Annotated in this window: 15 protein-coding genes; 6 read left to right on the top strand and 9 right to left on the bottom strand. The window is 71.5% G+C overall.

Features of this window, described 5'->3' with window-relative positions:
- Positions 1-127 precede the first annotated feature (127 nt).
- Entirely contained in the window at positions 128-1,429 is a 1,302-nt protein-coding gene (locus ACYQ8Q_RS19565; protein ID WP_460066555.1) for an RNA-guided endonuclease InsQ/TnpB family protein, read from the top strand.
- 105 nt (positions 1,430-1,534) lie between these two features.
- Here the strand turns inward: ACYQ8Q_RS19565 and ACYQ8Q_RS19560 are convergent, their stop codons facing one another.
- Entirely contained in the window at positions 1,535-3,505 is a 1,971-nt protein-coding gene (locus ACYQ8Q_RS19560) for an Ig-like domain repeat protein (protein ID WP_460066554.1), read from the bottom strand.
- A 202-nt stretch (positions 3,506-3,707) separates the two neighbouring features.
- Here ACYQ8Q_RS19560 and ACYQ8Q_RS19555 point away from each other — a divergent pair, with 202 nt between their 5' ends.
- From ACYQ8Q_RS19555 to ACYQ8Q_RS19540, 4 genes are all read left to right on the top strand, one after another.
- Complete coding sequence (locus tag ACYQ8Q_RS19555; protein ID WP_460066553.1) at positions 3,708-4,196, top strand: YbaK/EbsC family protein; 489 nt, start codon at positions 3,708-3,710, stop codon at positions 4,194-4,196.
- On the top strand, positions 4,193-5,038 hold the full coding sequence (locus ACYQ8Q_RS19550) for an EamA family transporter (RefSeq protein WP_460066552.1): 846 nt from the start codon (positions 4,193-4,195) through the stop codon (positions 5,036-5,038). The genes ACYQ8Q_RS19555 and ACYQ8Q_RS19550 overlap by 4 nt, the downstream gene beginning before the upstream one ends.
- Before the next feature lie 5 nt (positions 5,039-5,043).
- Positions 5,044-5,877: an arylamine N-acetyltransferase family protein gene (locus tag ACYQ8Q_RS19545; protein WP_460066551.1), complete on the top strand. Its 834-nt coding sequence runs from the start codon at positions 5,044-5,046 to the stop codon at positions 5,875-5,877.
- A 67-nt stretch (positions 5,878-5,944) separates the two neighbouring features.
- Complete coding sequence (locus ACYQ8Q_RS19540; protein WP_460066550.1) at positions 5,945-6,220, top strand: DUF1876 domain-containing protein; 276 nt, start codon at positions 5,945-5,947, stop codon at positions 6,218-6,220.
- Positions 6,221-6,226: 6 nt separating this feature from the next.
- Here the strand turns inward: ACYQ8Q_RS19540 and ACYQ8Q_RS19535 are convergent, their stop codons facing one another.
- The 6 genes from ACYQ8Q_RS19535 to ACYQ8Q_RS19510 all read right to left on the bottom strand — a co-directional run bounded on the left by ACYQ8Q_RS19535 (position 6,227) and on the right by ACYQ8Q_RS19510 (position 11,119).
- Entirely contained in the window at positions 6,227-7,393 is a 1,167-nt protein-coding gene (locus ACYQ8Q_RS19535; RefSeq protein ID WP_460066548.1) for a serine hydrolase domain-containing protein, read from the bottom strand.
- Between the two features lie 104 nt (positions 7,394-7,497).
- Positions 7,498-7,902 (bottom strand): organic hydroperoxide resistance protein, encoded by a 405-nt coding sequence (locus ACYQ8Q_RS19530; protein ID WP_445268975.1) that lies wholly within the window; start codon positions 7,900-7,902, stop codon positions 7,498-7,500.
- 152 nt (positions 7,903-8,054) lie between these two features.
- On the bottom strand, positions 8,055-8,537 hold the full coding sequence (locus tag ACYQ8Q_RS19525) for a MarR family winged helix-turn-helix transcriptional regulator (protein WP_460066546.1): 483 nt from the start codon (positions 8,535-8,537) through the stop codon (positions 8,055-8,057).
- Positions 8,534-9,316 carry an energy-coupling factor ABC transporter ATP-binding protein gene (locus tag ACYQ8Q_RS19520; RefSeq protein WP_460066545.1) on the bottom strand — a complete coding sequence of 261 codons (783 nt, stop codon included), beginning with the start codon at positions 9,314-9,316 and terminating at the stop codon, positions 8,534-8,536. Before ACYQ8Q_RS19520 ends, ACYQ8Q_RS19525 begins: the two co-directional genes overlap by 4 nt.
- On the bottom strand, positions 9,304-10,065 hold the full coding sequence (gene cbiQ / locus ACYQ8Q_RS19515) for a cobalt ECF transporter T component CbiQ (protein WP_460066544.1): 762 nt from the start codon (positions 10,063-10,065) through the stop codon (positions 9,304-9,306). Before cbiQ ends, ACYQ8Q_RS19520 begins: the two co-directional genes overlap by 13 nt.
- A 4-nt stretch (positions 10,066-10,069) precedes the next feature.
- The gene (locus tag ACYQ8Q_RS19510) at positions 10,070-11,119 is read right to left on the bottom strand and encodes an energy-coupling factor ABC transporter permease (protein WP_460066542.1); all 1,050 of its coding nucleotides are present in this window, start codon (positions 11,117-11,119) and stop codon (positions 10,070-10,072) included.
- A gap of 191 nt (positions 11,120-11,310) precedes the next feature.
- Here ACYQ8Q_RS19510 and ACYQ8Q_RS19505 point away from each other — a divergent pair, with 191 nt between their 5' ends.
- The gene (locus ACYQ8Q_RS19505; RefSeq protein ID WP_460066541.1) at positions 11,311-11,664 is read left to right on the top strand and encodes an SsgA family sporulation/cell division regulator; all 354 of its coding nucleotides are present in this window, start codon (positions 11,311-11,313) and stop codon (positions 11,662-11,664) included.
- A 25-nt stretch (positions 11,665-11,689) separates the two neighbouring features.
- Here the strand turns inward: ACYQ8Q_RS19505 and ACYQ8Q_RS19500 are convergent, their stop codons facing one another.
- Both ACYQ8Q_RS19500 and ACYQ8Q_RS19495 read right to left on the bottom strand, forming a co-directional pair.
- Entirely contained in the window at positions 11,690-13,354 is a 1,665-nt protein-coding gene (locus ACYQ8Q_RS19500; RefSeq protein WP_460066540.1) for a penicillin-binding transpeptidase domain-containing protein, read from the bottom strand.
- Between the two features lie 172 nt (positions 13,355-13,526).
- The gene (locus ACYQ8Q_RS19495) at positions 13,527-15,146 is read right to left on the bottom strand and encodes a penicillin-binding transpeptidase domain-containing protein (protein ID WP_460066539.1); all 1,620 of its coding nucleotides are present in this window, start codon (positions 15,144-15,146) and stop codon (positions 13,527-13,529) included.
- Positions 15,147-15,197: the final 51 nt, after the last annotated feature.

Genomic DNA, 15,197 nt, shown 5'->3' with positions numbered 1-15,197 from the left:
CGCGTCCGACCCCTTCTGCCGGGGGCGGGCGCGCCGTCTTCTCGATTTCTGGCGTGTCGGTCACTCTCACGGGTGATGGTGGTCGAAGGTGTGGGCGGGAGAGGAACGGGATGGCTAATTTCGTGGCATGTCACGTTTCCGGCTGTACCCGACGCCCGTGCAGGAGCGGCAGATGCTGCTGGACTGTGCGCACGCGAGGTACGTGTGGAACCTGGCGGTGGAGCAGCACGCGCACTGGCGGCCCGGCCGCAGGTCCGCGCCCCGTCTCGCGGAACAATGCCGCCGGCTCACGCAGGCGCGGCGCGAAAGTGAATGGCTGGGCGCCGGAAACGTGAATGTGCAGCAGCAGGCCCTGAAGGATTTCGCCCAGGCCAAGAGCGCCAGGTTCACGTCCGGGTTCGGTGAGCCGACCTGGCGCAGAAAGTTCCGGCATGAGGGTTTCCGGGTCATCGGCAGCGACCGCGTGCCCGAATGCGAGGCGGACGGGGCGCCGAAGCTGAACGCGAAGACCGGCAAGCAGGTCATGGGCCGGTCGGTAGTCGTGCAGAGGCTCAACCGGCGGTGGGCGCAGGTCAGGGTGCCCAGCTGCGGCTGGGTGCGTTTCCGCCTTAGTGCCAGGGGCAGGGGCGCGAAGCTGCCCGACGCGAAGACGTTCCGGGTTACCTTCCGTAACCGTCAGTGGCACATCGCGTTCGCGGTAGTCCCCGATCCGACCCCGGCGCCCGGCACCGGCGAGGTGATCGGCATCGACCGGGGCGTGACCATCACCGCTGCCCTCTCCGACGGCCGGAAGCTGAACTGCCCGCAGCTCACCGTCAGGGAACGCGCCCAGATCCGCAAGCATGAGCGGCGGGCGGCCCGGGCGCGGAAGGGCAGCCCCCAGAAGGCGGCGGGGTACGCGAAGGCCGCCAAGCTGAAGGCGCGGGAGGCGAACCGGCGCAAGGACTGGTGCGAGAAGACCTCCACCATGTTCGCCCGCGGGTTCGACCTGATCCGGTTCGAGAAGCTGAACATCAAGAACATGACCCGCTCCGCGAAGGGAACCGTGGAGCAGCCCGGCATGAACGTGGCGCAGAAGTCCGGCCTGAACCGGTCGATCCTCGCCCAGGGCTGGGGACTGCTGCGCCGGCGCACCGAGCACAAGGCCCCCGGCCGGGTCGAGGACGTTCCCGCCCCCTACACATCTCTGCGGTGCAGTGCCTGCGGATGGATCGACAAGAACTCGCGCAAGAACCAAGCCGAGTTCTGCTGCTCCTCCTGCGGCTTCACCTGCAACGCGGACACCAATGCGGCAGCCAACGTCGCGGCAGGACAGGGCGGGATCCCCCGCCCCCGGCGAACAGCCGGTGCCGGAGGGGTGACAGTGGCCACCAGCCGCTCGAACGCCCGTGAACCTCAACCCACCTGGGTGGGAATCCCCCTCTTTTAGAGGGGGAGGATGTCAAAAGATGCTCACCCAGAACCTGCGAGGACTCCCGCCGCCGCTTCGACGGCTGAGTACGAGGCGGGGCGGAGTTCCTCGCGTGCTCCGTGACTAGCTGGTGAAGACGAAGTACTTCCAGGCCCCGTGCGTCGTCGAGTTGACGCTGTCCCCGGACGAGCCGTTGATGTAGGAGGAGCGCATCCGGGCGCGGATGCCGGACTCGCCCGGCGCCTCCAGGGTGACCGCCGACTTGCCGTTGGTGGCCAGCGCGAAGTACTCGGATCCGGAGTCGTACCACGAACCCTGGTAGTACACCTGAAGCTGGAACCGCTGCTTGCGGCCCTGGTAGTAGTTCATGGTCGTGGTGAACACCGGGTCGGTGTTCTTGTGGAAGTAGTAGTACGTCGTCGAGCCGATCTTCCCCGTCCTGTAGTGCCTGGAGACGGCGGTCGAGACCTTCGCGTGGGCGTACGCGGTCGACTTCGCGGTCTTGTTCGCGGAGCGCGCGTCCCCCGCGAAGACGGCGGTGACGGTCGTGTCGCGGGTCATGTCGACGACGGCCGACAGGTTGCCCTTCGAGTTGACCGTGCCCTTCTTGAGCAGCTTCTTCGGCTTGTCCGAACCGAAGGGGTCCGCGTAGATCTCGACGGCGCGGTTCTTGTAGGTCGAGCCGAGATGCGCGGTGAAGGTGACGTCCTTGCCGTACGCGTACAGCTTGCCGTTGTTGGTGAGGGTGAGCGTGGTCGCGTTGCGCGAGACCTGTACCGCGTCCGAGCCGGAGGCGGCCGCGTGGACGGCGTCGCCCGCGTAGAGCACTTTGTAGGCGACCTTGCCGCCGGCGGGCGGGGTGTCCGTGAAGGAGAACGTGCCGTCGGCCTTCGTCGTCACGGCCGCCAGCGCCTTGCCGCTCGGCGACTCGATGTCCGTACGGGTCACCTTGAGGCTGGTGCCCGCCGGGATCGCCGTCTTCGAGGTCAGCTTCCCGGTGACGGTGAGCTTCCTGGCGCGGGTGGCCGTGGCGGGGGCCGACACCGTGAGCGTCGGCAGCTCCTTGGTGGGGTCGGTGAGCGCGCGCAGGGTGAAGGTGCCGCCGTCGTTCACGGAGACCGCGAACACCCGGCTGCCGTCCGGCGCCCAGGCCAGCGCGCCGTCCACGAGGGTGTCGGCGCCGCTGCTGTTGCCGGTGTGGGGGAAGTCGTACTCCCGTACCGGCGTCGTCTCGCCCGGCCGGATGATGTGGACGTCGGGCTCGTACCACGAGAAGCTGCCGCCGGCGACGCTGCCGTCGGGCGCGACCTGTACGGCGTTGGGGTACGCGTCGATGGCGTAACCCGCCAGCTCGGAGAGGTCGGTGGTCGCATAGGCGCCGATACCGTAGCCGAAGTCGGGTGAGCCCCACGAGGTGAGGACCCTGCTGCCGTCGGGCGTGAGGTCCACCTGCTTCACGGCGGTGTCCATGTCGCCCTCGACCCGCAGCGTCGCCCCGTCGGCCGAGACGTCGTAGACGGCGAGCCTGCCGCCGTTGCCGGCCACCAGGACACCCGGGACGGCCGGGTCGGAGGCCAGGAACATCCCGAAGGCGCCGGAGAAGTCGACGGCCCCGCGCTGGGCGAGGTGGACGACGGGCTCGGCGCCGGAGACGTCGAGCGAACCGAAGTTGGTGCCGTGCGCGAACCAGATCCGGCCGTCCACCACCTCCAGGTCCTCCGGAGCCGCGCCCACCGGGTAGCTCGCGGTCTGGGTGTACGTCGCCGTCTCCACCGAGACGATCCGGTTGCCGTTCTTGACGGCCGCGTACACCTGCCCGGAATCGGCGGACAGCGCGAGCCCGCTCACGCCGGACAGCCCGGTCAGGGTTGCCTTCACGGTTCCCGCGTAGTCGGTGACGACGATCTTGCCGCCGGTCGGGTCGGTGACGTAGACCCGCTGGTGGGCGCCGTCCACGACCAGGTCGCCGAAGGACCGCACCGGAAGGACCTTGGCGGAGTCGGCCGCGGCCACCCCGGCCGAACCCGCGGCGATCACCGCGGAGCTGAAAACGACCGCGAGCGTCGTCGCGGCGGAGATGCTGCGCCTGCGCACAGTGATGTGCCCCCCAGAATGAAGCCCGGGACGGCCCGGGCGAGTCGTGTGCCTGCGTCCCCCCTCGTGACCGCGTGCGGGCACGTGAACGAGGCTGAGCAGCAGCGTATGGCATGCCTGTGACAACGTGGGACCTGGTTTCGGTGACCGTGGCGGCAAACCTGGTCGCGTGCTCGACGCGTTCATCGCTAGCGTGCCGCGCATGACGACCACCACCGGTGCTCATCCCCGTTTCGCCGACGCCCTTCGTTCCCTCGGACTGGACGGCGTTCCGATCCGCCGCTTCCCGGAGGCCACGCGGACCGCCGCCGAGGCGGCCGCCGCGATCGGGTGCGAGCTGAGCCAGATCTGCAAATCGCTGGTCTTCGCGGCGGACGGGGTGCCGGTGCTGGTGCTGATGGACGGGGCGTCACGGGTCGACGTGGAGCTGGTGCGGCAGGAACTCGGCGCCGGGAAGGTGACGCGGGCCGACGCCGGCGTCGTACGGGAGACGACCGGCTACGCGATCGGGGGCGTGCCGCCCTTCGGGCACGTCACCCGCACGCGCGTCCTCGCCGACCGGAGCCTGCTCGCGCACGACGTCGTATGGGCCGCGGCGGGCAACCCGCACACCGTCTTCGCCCTGGAGCCGAAGGAGCTCGTCGAGCACGCCGCCGCGACCGTCGTGGACGTGCGCGAGCGCACCGCGTGACGCCGCTGGTCGCCACGGCCGTATCGCTCGCCGCCGTCACCCACGCCGCGTGGAACGCGATCGCCCACCGGATCACCGACAAGCTCACCGGCTTCGCGCTCATCTCCGGCGGCGGACTGCTCATCGGGCTCGCGCTGACCCCGTTCACGGCGTTTCCGGCCGCGGCGGCCTGGCCGTACCTGCTCGTCTCCGCCGCGATCCACATCGCGTACTACGCGCTGCTGATGCGGTCCTTCCGGCTCGGTGACTTCGGGCAGGCCTATCCCCTCGCGCGCGGTTCCGCGCCGCTCGTCGTCACCGTCCTCGCCGCCGTCTTCGCGCACGAGGTGCCGGGCGGCTGGGCGGCCGCCGGTATCGCGCTGTCGTGTGCGGGGCTGACGGGGGTGGCCCTGTGGGGCCTGCGCGGACGGCGGCCGAACCGGGCGGCGATCGGTGCCGCCCTCGCGACCGGGCTGACCATCGCCGCGTACACGGTCGTGGACGGCCTGGGGGTGCGCGCCGCCGGCTCCTCCCTCGGCTACATCGCCTGGCTGATGGCCGTTCAGGGCGGCTTCCTGCCGGCGTACGCCGCCTACCGCCGGCGGGGCCGCACCCTCACCGTGCTACGCCCCTTCGCCGCCCTCGGCCTCCTCGGCTCCGCCCTGTCCGTCGCCGCCTACGCCCTGGTCCTGTGGGCCCAGACCCGCGCCGAACTGGCCCCGGTCGCCGCCCTGCGCGAGTCGTCCATCATCGTCGGCGCCGCCATCGGCGCCCTCTTCTTCAAGGAGACGTTCGGCGCCCCGCGCATCGCCGCCGCCTGCCTGCTGGTCGTGGGCATCGGCCTGATGCTGCACGCCGGTTGACCGCCATGGACACCACGCCTTCCCTGAGCCGTGAAGACCTCGACGCCTACTGCGAGCGCATCGGTCATCGCGGTGGCCGCGGCGCCGACGCGGGCACGCTGCGCGCCTTGCACCACGCGCACGTGCGTGCGTTCCCCTTCGAGAACCTGGACCCCGTACGCGGTGTCGTGCCGTCCCTGGCCCCCGCCGATCTGATGGCCAAACTGGTGCGGGGGCGGCGCGGGGGCTACTGCTTCGAGCAGAACACGCTGTTCGCGGAGGTGCTGACGGCCCTCGGCTTCCGGGTGACCCGGCTCGCGGCGCGGGTGGTGCTGGGCGCGGCGCGTGCCGAGGACCGGCCGATGACCCACATGGCGCTGCTCGTGGAGGCGCCCGGTGACCCGCGGCCCCGTCTCGCGGACGTCGGCTTCGGCGCCCCCGGCGCGCCGCTGGAGCCGCTCCCGCTGGCCCCGGGCGAGCACTCCGGCGCCGGACGCCGCCACCGGCTCGTCCGGGTCCCCTCCGACGGACCGCTGGAGCCGTGGTCGCTGGAGTTCCGTACGGCGGACGTCTGGCAGGCGCAGTACGTCTTCACCCTCGCGCCCTTCGCGCGGCCGGACTTCGAGGTCGCCAACTGGTACGTCGCCACCCACCCGCGCTCCCCGTTCCGCAGACGGCCGCGCGTCCTGCGTCTCGCCCCGGACGGCGGCCACCTCCTCCTGGACGGCGTCCGGCTCGTGCGCACCGGCGCCGACGGACGGGTCGTCGAGCGGGAGCTGACCGGGGAGGCCGAGGCGCGGCGGATCTGCGCGGAGGAGTTCGGCATCGACGTGCCCGGGGGGCCGGTCCTGCCGGACTGAGCCCGCGTGGGTGCGGGCGTCCGTCCTGAGGAGCACCCTGGAAGCAGGAGTTCCGGAGGTGACCGACATGATGCACACCACTGTGGGATGGCACGTCGAGCTGGAGTTCAAGGAGGACGACCAGCACACGAGCGCCGCCGCGCTGGTCCGGCTGCCGGACGGGACCGAGGTACGGTCCCACGGGCACGCCAGCCGCCACCGGGTCGACAGCAACCAGCCCCGGGTCGGCGAGGAGATAGCGGGCGCCCGTGCCCTCAACGAACTCGCCATGCAGCTGCTGACGAAGGCCCACGGGGAGATCGACGACGCGTCGGGGCGGACGTCTCACTCGATCAACATCTGAGGTCCGTCAGGTGGTGGTGATCGCCGTCCGGACCGCCCTCAGCAGTGCCTGTGCCCTCGGGTCGGCCGTCACGCTCGTGCGGAAGCCGTTGGTGACATAGCCGAAGGCGATGCCCGTCTCGGGGTCCGCGAGGCCGAGCGCGCCGCCGCGGCCGGGGTGGCCGAAGGAGGTGGGGGAGAGCAGCGGGGACGCCCCGCCGTGCAGCATGTAGCCGAGGCCGAACCGGGTGGTGACCACCAGCACCCGGTCCGGTCCTGCGGACTGCTCGGTGCGCGCGAGGGTGGCCGTCCCGGGGGCGAACAGCCGCACGCCGCCCTCGACTTCGCCGATGAGCGAGGCGTAGAAGCGGGCCAGGCCGTCGGCGGTGGCGATGCCGTTGGAGGCGGGCAGGGCGGCCGCGCGGTAGGCGGGGTCGTTCTCGTCGGGCAGCGGGGTGATCGCGGCGAAGGCGCGGCGGGTGAGGGAGGCGGGGTCGGCGTAGGCGTCGGCGACGGACCGCTTGGGCCGGGTCCGCAGTCCGCCGGCCGGCACGGGCGCGTCGACCTGCCCGACGCGCCCCACGCGCGCGTGGAGCGACCGCGGCAGCCCCAGCCACAGGTCGGCCCCGAGCGGTCCGGCGATCTCGTCGGCGATCCACGCGCCGATCGGCCGCCCGGTGACCCGCCGCACCAGCTCGCCGGTCAGCCAGCTGTACGTCTGCGCGTGGTACCCGTGGTCGCTCCCGGGCTCCCAGACGGGCGCCTGCGCGGCGACCGCGGCCGCGCCCAGATCGGGGTCGGCGGCCTCGGCGGGCGTGAGCGGCCGGTCGAGGACGGGCACGCCCGCGCGGTGCGCGAGCAGCTCCCGCACCCGTGTGCGTTCCTTGCCGGCCGCCTTGTACTGCGGCCAGTACGTCCCGACGGGCGCGTCCAGGTCCAGCTGTCCGCGCTGGTGCAGCAGCAGGAGTACGGCGGCGGCGACGCCCTTGGTCGCGGAGCGCGCGATCTGCGCGGTGCCGTGCTCCCAGGGGGCCGTGCCGTCCACGTCCCGTGTGCCGCCCCACAGGTCGACGACCTTGCGCCCGTCGCGGTAGACGGCCACGGCGGCGCCCCGCTCGCCGAGGGTGGCGAAGTTGCGGACGAACGCCTCCCGGACCGGCTCGAATCCCTCGGCCACCGCACCGTTCACGTCCACGCCGCACATCCTTCTCGTCCGCTCGACCGGCTCGCACGACCCGCTCGACCCACCTTCGACCTCGCGGTCAACAGGTGCGGCGGGCCTGCGATTCCTGCGTCTCGCTAGCCGAGAATGATCGTTACATCGATGTTGCCGCGGGTGGCGTTGGAGTACGGGCAGACCTGGTGGGCCGCGTCGACCAGTTTCTCGGCGAGACCCTGGTCGAGGACGGGCAGCGAGACGCTGAGGGCGACCGCGAGGCCGTAGCCCTTGGTCTTGTTGGGCCCGATGCCGACCTTCGCGGCGACCGTGGAGCCGGTCAGGTCGAAGCCCGCGCGGTTGCCGACGAGGATCAGCGCGTTGTGGAAGCAGGAGCTGTAGCCGGCCGCGAAGAGCTGTTCCGGGTTGGTGCCGTTGCCGTCGCCGCCCAGCTCCGGCGGCATCGCCACCTTCAGCTCGATCTGGCCGTCCTGGCTGGTCACATACCCGTCGCGCCCTCCGTGCGCGGTCGCCTCGGCGACATACATGATCTTCGTCGGACGGGTGTCGACGGTGTCGACGGCGTCACCTTCGCTCACAGCGGGACCCCTCCCCCTGAAACATTCCCCAATTACATCGTGCACAAGGTACCGGCCGGTAGGTCGGGGTGTGCAGCAGGGGGTGGTAACCGCGGGTAACCTCAGCTCGCGCGGCCCGCCGCGCCATGGGCGCGTTCCGCGAGACCCCAGAGCTCCTCGCGGAGGCGGGCGACCTCGGCCGGCTCCAGGCCGGTCGCGGTCATCAGGGCGCCGGGGACCCGGGCCGCCCGGCCCTTCAGCTCCTCGCCGCGGCCGGTGCAGGCGACGAGGACCGTGCGCTCGTCGCGTTCGGAGCGCTCCCGGCGGACCAGGCCCGCCGCCTCCAGCCGCTTCAGCAGCGGCGACATGGTGCCGTAGTCGAGCCGCAGGGCCGCCGCCAGCTCCTTGACGGTGGTCTCGCCGCGCTCCCAGAGGGCCAGCAGCACCAGGTACTGCGGGTAGGTGAGCCCCAGCTCGTCCAGGACGGGCCGGTAGGCGGAGGTCACCGCGCGCTGGGCCGCGTACAGCGCGAAGCACAACTGCTCGTCGAGCAGCGGCGTACGCCCGGCCGTCCGGTTCTCGTCGGTCACGTGCCCATTCGTCACGCACCCATTGTGACGGAGCGCGGGTCGAACCCGAAGGGCAGCTCCAGTCGATGCGCGTTCATCAGGGTCTCGTCGGCGAGGAGTTCGCCCGTGCGGCCGTCCGCGGCGATCACGCCCTCGCTCAGGATCAGCGCCCGCGGGCACAGCTCCAGGGCGTACGGCAGGTCGTGCGTGACCATCAGCACGGTCACGTCCAGCGAGCGCAGGATGTCGGCGAGCTCACGGCGCGAGGCGGGGTCGAGGTTGGAGGACGGCTCGTCCAGGACGAGGATCTCCGGCTCCATCGCCAGGACGGTCGCGACGGCGACCCGGCGGCGCTGGCCGAACGACAGGTGGTGCGGCGGGCGGTCCTTGAACTCCGCCATGCCGACCTGGGCGAGCGCGCGGTCCACGCGCTCCTCCAGCTCCGCGCCCTTCAGTCCGGCCGCGGCCGGCCCGAACGCCACGTCCTCGCGGACCGTCGGCATGAACAGCTGGTCGTCCGGGTCCTGGAAGACCAGACCGACCTTGCGGCGGATCTCCGCCATGTGCCGTCTGCCGACGGGAAGTCCGGCGACCGTCACCGTGCCCGCCCCGCCGGTCAGGATGCCGTTGAGATGCAGGACGAGCGTCGTCTTGCCGGCGCCGTTCGGCCCGAGCAGCGCGACGCGCTCCCCGCGCGGGACGCTGAAATCCACGCCGAACAGCGCCTGATGGCCGTCGGGGTAGGCGAAGGCGAGGCCGGAGACCTCCAGCGAAGCAGTCGGTGAAGCAGTCGGTGAAGCAGTCACAGCGTCCATCCCACCACGCAGACGACCAGGGCGGCGACCGGCAGGGCGAGGGCGTACGACCACTGCGCCCGGGACGCGGTCACCTCGTCGATCACGGGCATCGAACCGGCGTACCCCCGGCTGACCATCGCCAGATGCACCCGCTCGCCGCGTTCGTAGGAGCGGATGAACAGCGCGCCCGCCGACTTGGCGAGCACGCCCCAGTGCCGTACGCCCCTCGCCTCGAAGCCGCGCGACTCGCGCGCGATCCGCATCCGCCGCATCTCGTCGGTGATGACATCGCCGTAACGGATCATGAAGGACGCGATCTGCACCAGCAGCGGGGGCAGCTTCAGGCGCTGGAGGCCCAGAAGCAGCTCCCGCAGCTCCGTGGTGGCCGCCAGGAGCACGGAGGCGGCGACACCGAGGGTGCCCTTGGCGAGGACGTTCCAGGCGCCCCAGAGGCCGTTCACGCTCAGGGACAGCCCGAGGACGTCCACCCGTTCGCCCTCCGCGACGAACGGCATCAGCACCGCGAACGCGACGAACGGCACCTCGATCAGCAGACGTTTGAGCAGGAAACCGGCGGGCACGCGCGCGTGCCGGGCGACGGACGCGAGCAGCACGGCGTACAGGCCGAACGCCCACATCGCCTCCCGGGGCGTCGAGACGACGACGACCACGAACGCGAAGACGGCGGCGAGCTTGGTGTGCGGCGGCAGCCCGTGCACGGGCGAGTGCCCGTGCCGGTAGAGCCGGTGCGCGTGTCCCGCTCCCATGCCGTCAGACGTTCTCTGCGACGGCGGGGGAGACGTCCGCGGTACGGCGCCGGCGCACCGCCCAGAACACCGCGCTGCCCGCGACGACGGTCACGCCCACGCCGATCACGCCCGCGAGACCGCCGGACAGCCGGGCGTCCGTGACGTCCTTGACGCCGTAGTCGGCGAGCGGGGAGTCCGCGCTCGCGTGGTCCTCGGTCTTCTTGTCGATGCCGTGGTCGGCGGCGACCTTCTCCAGGCCGTCGGGGTTCGCGGAGGCGTAGAAGCTGACGAAGCCCGCGAGGACCAGGGAGGTGACCAGACCGGTCACCCACACCGTGCGCCGCGAGGTGCGCGCAGCGACGGGCGCCGGGTGCGCGGCGGGGGCGTCGACCAGCTCGCCGTTCACACGCAGCTTGAGCCTCTGGTGCAGCCCGCGCGCGCCGTACACGAGATCCGGCCGTACGGCGATCACGGCGCCGACCGTCAGCGCGGTGATGGTGGCCTCGCCGATGCCGATCAGGACATGGACGCCGACCATCGCGGTGGCGACCTTGCCGATCGCCACGTCGGTGGTGCCGCCGATCCCGTACAGGAACGTGAAGACCACGGCCGCGGCGGGCACGGACAGCAGGGCGGCGGCGAAGGAGGCGACCGTGACCGAGCGGCGGGTGCGCGGCAGCAGCTTCACCAGGCCGCGGAAGACGGCGTACGCCACGACCGTCGTCACGATCGCCATGTCGGTGATGTTCACGCCGAGCGCGGTCAGTCCGCCGTCGGCGAAGAGGATGCCCTGCATGAGCAGCACCACGGACACACAGAGGACGCCGGTGTAGGGGCCCACGAGGATCGCGGCCAGCGCGCCGCCCAGCAGATGACCGCTGGTGCCGGCCGCGACGGGGAAGTTCAGCATCTGCACAGCGAAGATGAACGCCGCGACCAGGCCGGCCAGCGGGGCCGTCCGCTCGTCGAGTTCACGGCGCGCGCCGCGCAGGCTCACGGCGATGGCGCCGGCGGCGACGACGCCGGTCACGGCGGAGGTCGGGGCGTTGATGAATCCGTCGGGTACGTGCACCCGTCGATGATAGAGGCTTAATGCGAACTGTTCGCAAGAGCGAGATGCTTGTGAATCGGGGCGCGTTGTACGGCGTATCGCACATGTGAGATACGCCTGCTCGGAGGAGCGCATTCCGGAAAATATGCGACATTGGAGGGGGAGGCGACACCCAGCTTCCCCTTGCGTCACACAGCGTGAGAGGGCCGACGATGTCCGTAGTCGAGCAGTACGCGCGAGCCCACATCGTCACGGACGCCGACCTGGTCGAGGAGGAACGCGACGCCGTTCCCGTCGTCCTGCGCTACGACCCCGAGGACGATCCGCGGACCGTGCGGGTGGGACTGCCCGACCGGCACGAGTGGACGTTCGAGCGGACCCTGCTGGAGCAGGGGCTGCGCGCGCCGGCCGGGACCGGGGAGGTGCGGGTGTGGCCGCTGGGGCGGGTGCAGGCGGTGGTCGAGTTCCACTCCTCGCAGGGTGTGTCGGTGGTGCAGTTCGATTCCCAGGCCCTGCTGCGGTTTCTGCGGCGGACCTATATGGCCGGGGAGCCGGTGAGGCGCTAGGGCGGACACGGCCCGGGGGCGCCGGTCAGCCGCCCGTCTTCAGGAGCGCCGCCACGATCGGGCCGGCCGTGTCCCCGCCATGACCGCCGGCCTGGACCACTCCCGCGGCCGCCAGGTCGCCCTTGTAGGCCGTGAACCAGCCGTTCGGCTTGGACTGGCCGTCGACCTCCGCCGAGCCGGTCTTCGCGCCGTCGTCGCCACCGAGGCCCGACATCGCCTCCGCGGCGGTGCCGTAGTCCGCCGTGTACTTCATCAGCTCGCGCAGCTGGGACAGGGTGGACGCGGACATCGTGCGGGAGGCCGTGGCGAGGGTGCGGTGGTCGACCGACGGGGCGACCAGGTACGGCTGGTGGAAGGTGCCCGACTTCACCGTCGCCGAGACCGACGCCATGTTCAGCGGGTTCATCCGCACCCCGCCCTGGCCGATCAGGGAGGCCGCCATCTGAGCCCCCGACTGCACCGGCACCGAGCCGTCGAACGACGGGACGCCGATGGCCCAGTTGTTCATCGACAGACCGAACACCTGCTGCGCCTGCTGCGTCATGGTGTCGTTGTCGAGCTCACCCGCCTGGCTGATGAAGGCCGTGTTGCAGGAGCGCGCGAAACTCGCCTTGAAGGTGCCGCCCTTGATCTGGAAGTCGTCGTCGTTGTGGAACTTCCAGCCGCCGTAGGTGAACGTCTTCGGGCAGGGGTGCACCTTGTCCGCCGACGCCAGCCCCTTCTCGATGAGCAGCGACGACACGGCGACCTTCCAGGTGGAGCCGGGCGCGAGGGAGCCGTTGAACGCGGTGTTGAAGCCGTGGTTGGTGTTCGCCACCGCGAGGATCTCGCCGGTGGAGGGACGCAGGACGACGACCGACGCGCGCGCGGTCTTCGCGACCTGCTGCTCGGCGGCGGCCTGGAGGGTCGGGCTCAGCGTCGTCCTCACCGTGCCCGGGGTGCCCTTGCTGAGCTCCAGGAGGGTCTTGTCGGAGGCCTTCTTCGCCTTCGACGCCTTGCCGCGCACCACCCGCAGTTCGACGCCCGCCGTACCGCCCGCCTTCTTGCCGTACTTCTCGCGCAGACCGTCCAGCACGGTGCCCAGGGACGGGTACCGGGCCGCCGTGATCTCGCCGCCGTCCCGGTCGAGCGCCTTGACCGGGGGGTTGCCCGCCTCGCCGGTCACCAGGGTGTCCCCGTCGGAGAGGTCCGGGTGGACGACGGACGCGTGCCAGCCGACGGTCGCCCGGCCGTCCTTCGCGCGGCGTACGACGGTCAGCGCGCTGTCGTACGAGAGCGGCTTGGTGACCTTCTTGTACGTCACCGTGCCCTTCACGGAGAAGGCGACCTTGTCGCCCGTGCGCTTGCCGGCGGTGAGGGTGACGTCCGAGACGTGGGCGTCCTTGGTGTAGCCGGTGAGCAGGGCGGCGGCGGCCGTGGAGTCGTCGGTGGCGGCCGCCGCCTTCGCGACCGAGCCCTGCTGCCAGGCGGTGAGGAACGTGCGGGCCGCGGTGGTCACCTCGGTCTGCGACAGCGGGCCGCTCTTCACGACCGGCTTCAGTCTGGCCGCCGTACCGGCCTCGGCCGCCGCGCCGCCGTAGAGCGCGTAGACGCCGATCCCGGCCCCGCCGACCACGACGGCGACCATGCCGCCGACGACGGCGGGCCGTCGCTTGCTGCGCCGCTCGTCGACGCGCCTTCTCTTGCCCACAGCCTGTGATCCTCCGGATCCCCAGGGGGCTCCCCTTGCCCCAGTGCCCTCGTTGCCCTCACTCACCCCAACGACGGCAACCACCCTAGAGTCCCGCGCTGTGGGGGTGACGTCATGTGTGACGTCAACCACCCACCTGTTACAGACTTGAACCAGCGGATTCGGCCGGACGTCACCCGGCGCGCAGCACCTGCGCGACGAGCGGGCCGGAGGCGTCCACACCGTGGCCGCCGTCCTGGACGAGGGCCGCGGCGGCCACGTCGCCGCGGTAGCCGGTGAACCAGCTGTCGGACCTGGCCTGGCCGTCGACCTCCGCGGAGCCGGTCTTCGCGCCGTAGTCGGGGCCGAGGCCGGACATCACCTGGGCGGCGGTGCCGCTGGTCGCGGTGCGGTTCATCATGGCGCGCAGTTGCGCCACGGTGCTCGCCGACAGCCCACGCGCGCGTGCCAGTTCGCGGCCGTCGATGCTCTGCGGCACGATCACCGGCTGCCGGAAGGAGCCCGTCATCGCGGTCGCCGTCACCGAGGCCAGGTTCAGCGGATTCACCTGGACCTGGCCCTGCCCGATCAGGTTGGCCGCGGTGTCCGGTCCGCCGGAGGCGGGGACGGAGCCGTCGAAGGACGGGATGCCGGTCTTCCAGTCGAGGCCGATGCCGAAGCGGTTCTTCGCCTCGGCGGTGAGGGAGTCGACCTTCACCTCGTCGGCGAACTTCACGAACGCGGTGTTGCAGGAGCGGGCGAAGCTCTCGGAGAGGGTGGCGTTCTCGTCGGGGGGCATGTTCTTGATGTTGTGGAAGGTCTGGCTCTGCCACACGGCGTCGGCGGGACAGGGTGCGGGCCCGTTCGCCGTGGTGATCCCGTTGTCGATGAGGGTGGCGGAGCTGACGATCTTCCAGGTGGAGCCGGGGGCGACCTGGCCGAGGAACGCGGCGTTCCAGCCGTCGGTGCGGTTGTTGGCGACCGCCAGCACCTCGCCGGTGCTCGGCTTGAGGGCCACCACCGAGGACTCGGGGTACTTCGTGACCGCCTTCTCGGCCGCCGCCTGCACGCTCGCGCTGAGCGTGGTGGGCAGCTTGCCCGCCTTGCCCTTCGCCAGGGTCAGCAGCGGGGTGTCGGCGGTGTCCGGGGCGGCGTGCCGGATCGCCAGCTCGACGCCCGGGGTGCCGCCGGCCTTGTCGCCGTACTTGGCGCGCAACTCGTCGAGGATCGGGCCGAGCGAGGGGTACTTCTCCTTGGTGAGCACCTTGCCGCCGCGGTCGACGGCCTCGATCGGCGGGGCGGAGGCGTCGCCGGTGACCAGGGTGTCGTCCATGTCCGTCAGCTCCGGGTGGACGACCGAGGGCTGCCAGTCCACCAGCGCCTTCCCGGTGGTGACCCCGCGCACCACGGTCAGCTCGCTCTGGTAGGCGAGCGGCTTGGACTCGCCCTCGTAGGACACGGTCGCCCTGACGCTGAACGGCACGGTGTCCCCGGTGGCGGCGCCCGGGGTGATCTTCACACCGCCGATGTGGGCGGTCTCGCCGTACGCGGTCAGCAGCGGCTCGGCCTTCTCGGCGTTGTTGGTGAGCGCGGCCGCGGCCGTCGCCTCGCCCTTCTCCCACGCGGCGAAGAACTTCGTGCTGGTGTCCTTCACCTCGCCGCCGCTGGGCGGCCCGGTCCTCACGGGTGCGGGCCCGCCGCCTCCGCCGCCCCCGCTCACCGCGTTCACGATGTTGAAGGCCCCGTACCCGGCCCCGCCCACCATCACGACGAACACCGAGCCGACTATGGCCGCCTTCGCCCCCTTGCGCATGTGCGAACCCTCCCCGTCGACACCTTCACGGTATTTCTGAACACGTTCAGA

The sequence above is a fragment of the Streptomyces sp. YKOK-I1 genome, from assembly GCF_054660435.1.
Note: the sequence above shows the minus strand (reverse complement) of the source record. Positions and strands in the feature narration are given on the sequence as shown.

Excerpts from the sequence above, each read along its gene's own strand:
- ACYQ8Q_RS19565 (WP_460066555.1), top strand. The coding sequence starts at position 128 with ATGTCACGTTTCCGGCTGTACCCGACGCCCGTGCAGGAGCGGCAGATG.
- ACYQ8Q_RS19555 (WP_460066553.1), top strand. The coding sequence starts at position 3,708 with ATGACGACCACCACCGGTGCTCATCCCCGTTTCGCCGACGCCCTTCGT.
- ACYQ8Q_RS19545 (WP_460066551.1), top strand. The coding sequence starts at position 5,044 with ATGGACACCACGCCTTCCCTGAGCCGTGAAGACCTCGACGCCTACTGC.
- ACYQ8Q_RS19540 (WP_460066550.1), top strand. The coding sequence starts at position 5,945 with ATGATGCACACCACTGTGGGATGGCACGTCGAGCTGGAGTTCAAGGAG.
- ACYQ8Q_RS19530 (WP_445268975.1), bottom strand. The coding sequence starts at position 7,902 with ATGTATGTCGCCGAGGCGACCGCGCACGGAGGGCGCGACGGGTATGTG.
- ACYQ8Q_RS19520 (WP_460066545.1), bottom strand. The coding sequence starts at position 9,316 with ATGGACGCTGTGACTGCTTCACCGACTGCTTCACCGACTGCTTCGCTG.
- cbiQ (WP_460066544.1), bottom strand. The coding sequence starts at position 10,065 with ATGGGAGCGGGACACGCGCACCGGCTCTACCGGCACGGGCACTCGCCC.
- ACYQ8Q_RS19505 (WP_460066541.1), top strand. The coding sequence starts at position 11,311 with ATGTCCGTAGTCGAGCAGTACGCGCGAGCCCACATCGTCACGGACGCC.
- ACYQ8Q_RS19495 (WP_460066539.1), bottom strand. The coding sequence starts at position 15,146 with ATGCGCAAGGGGGCGAAGGCGGCCATAGTCGGCTCGGTGTTCGTCGTG.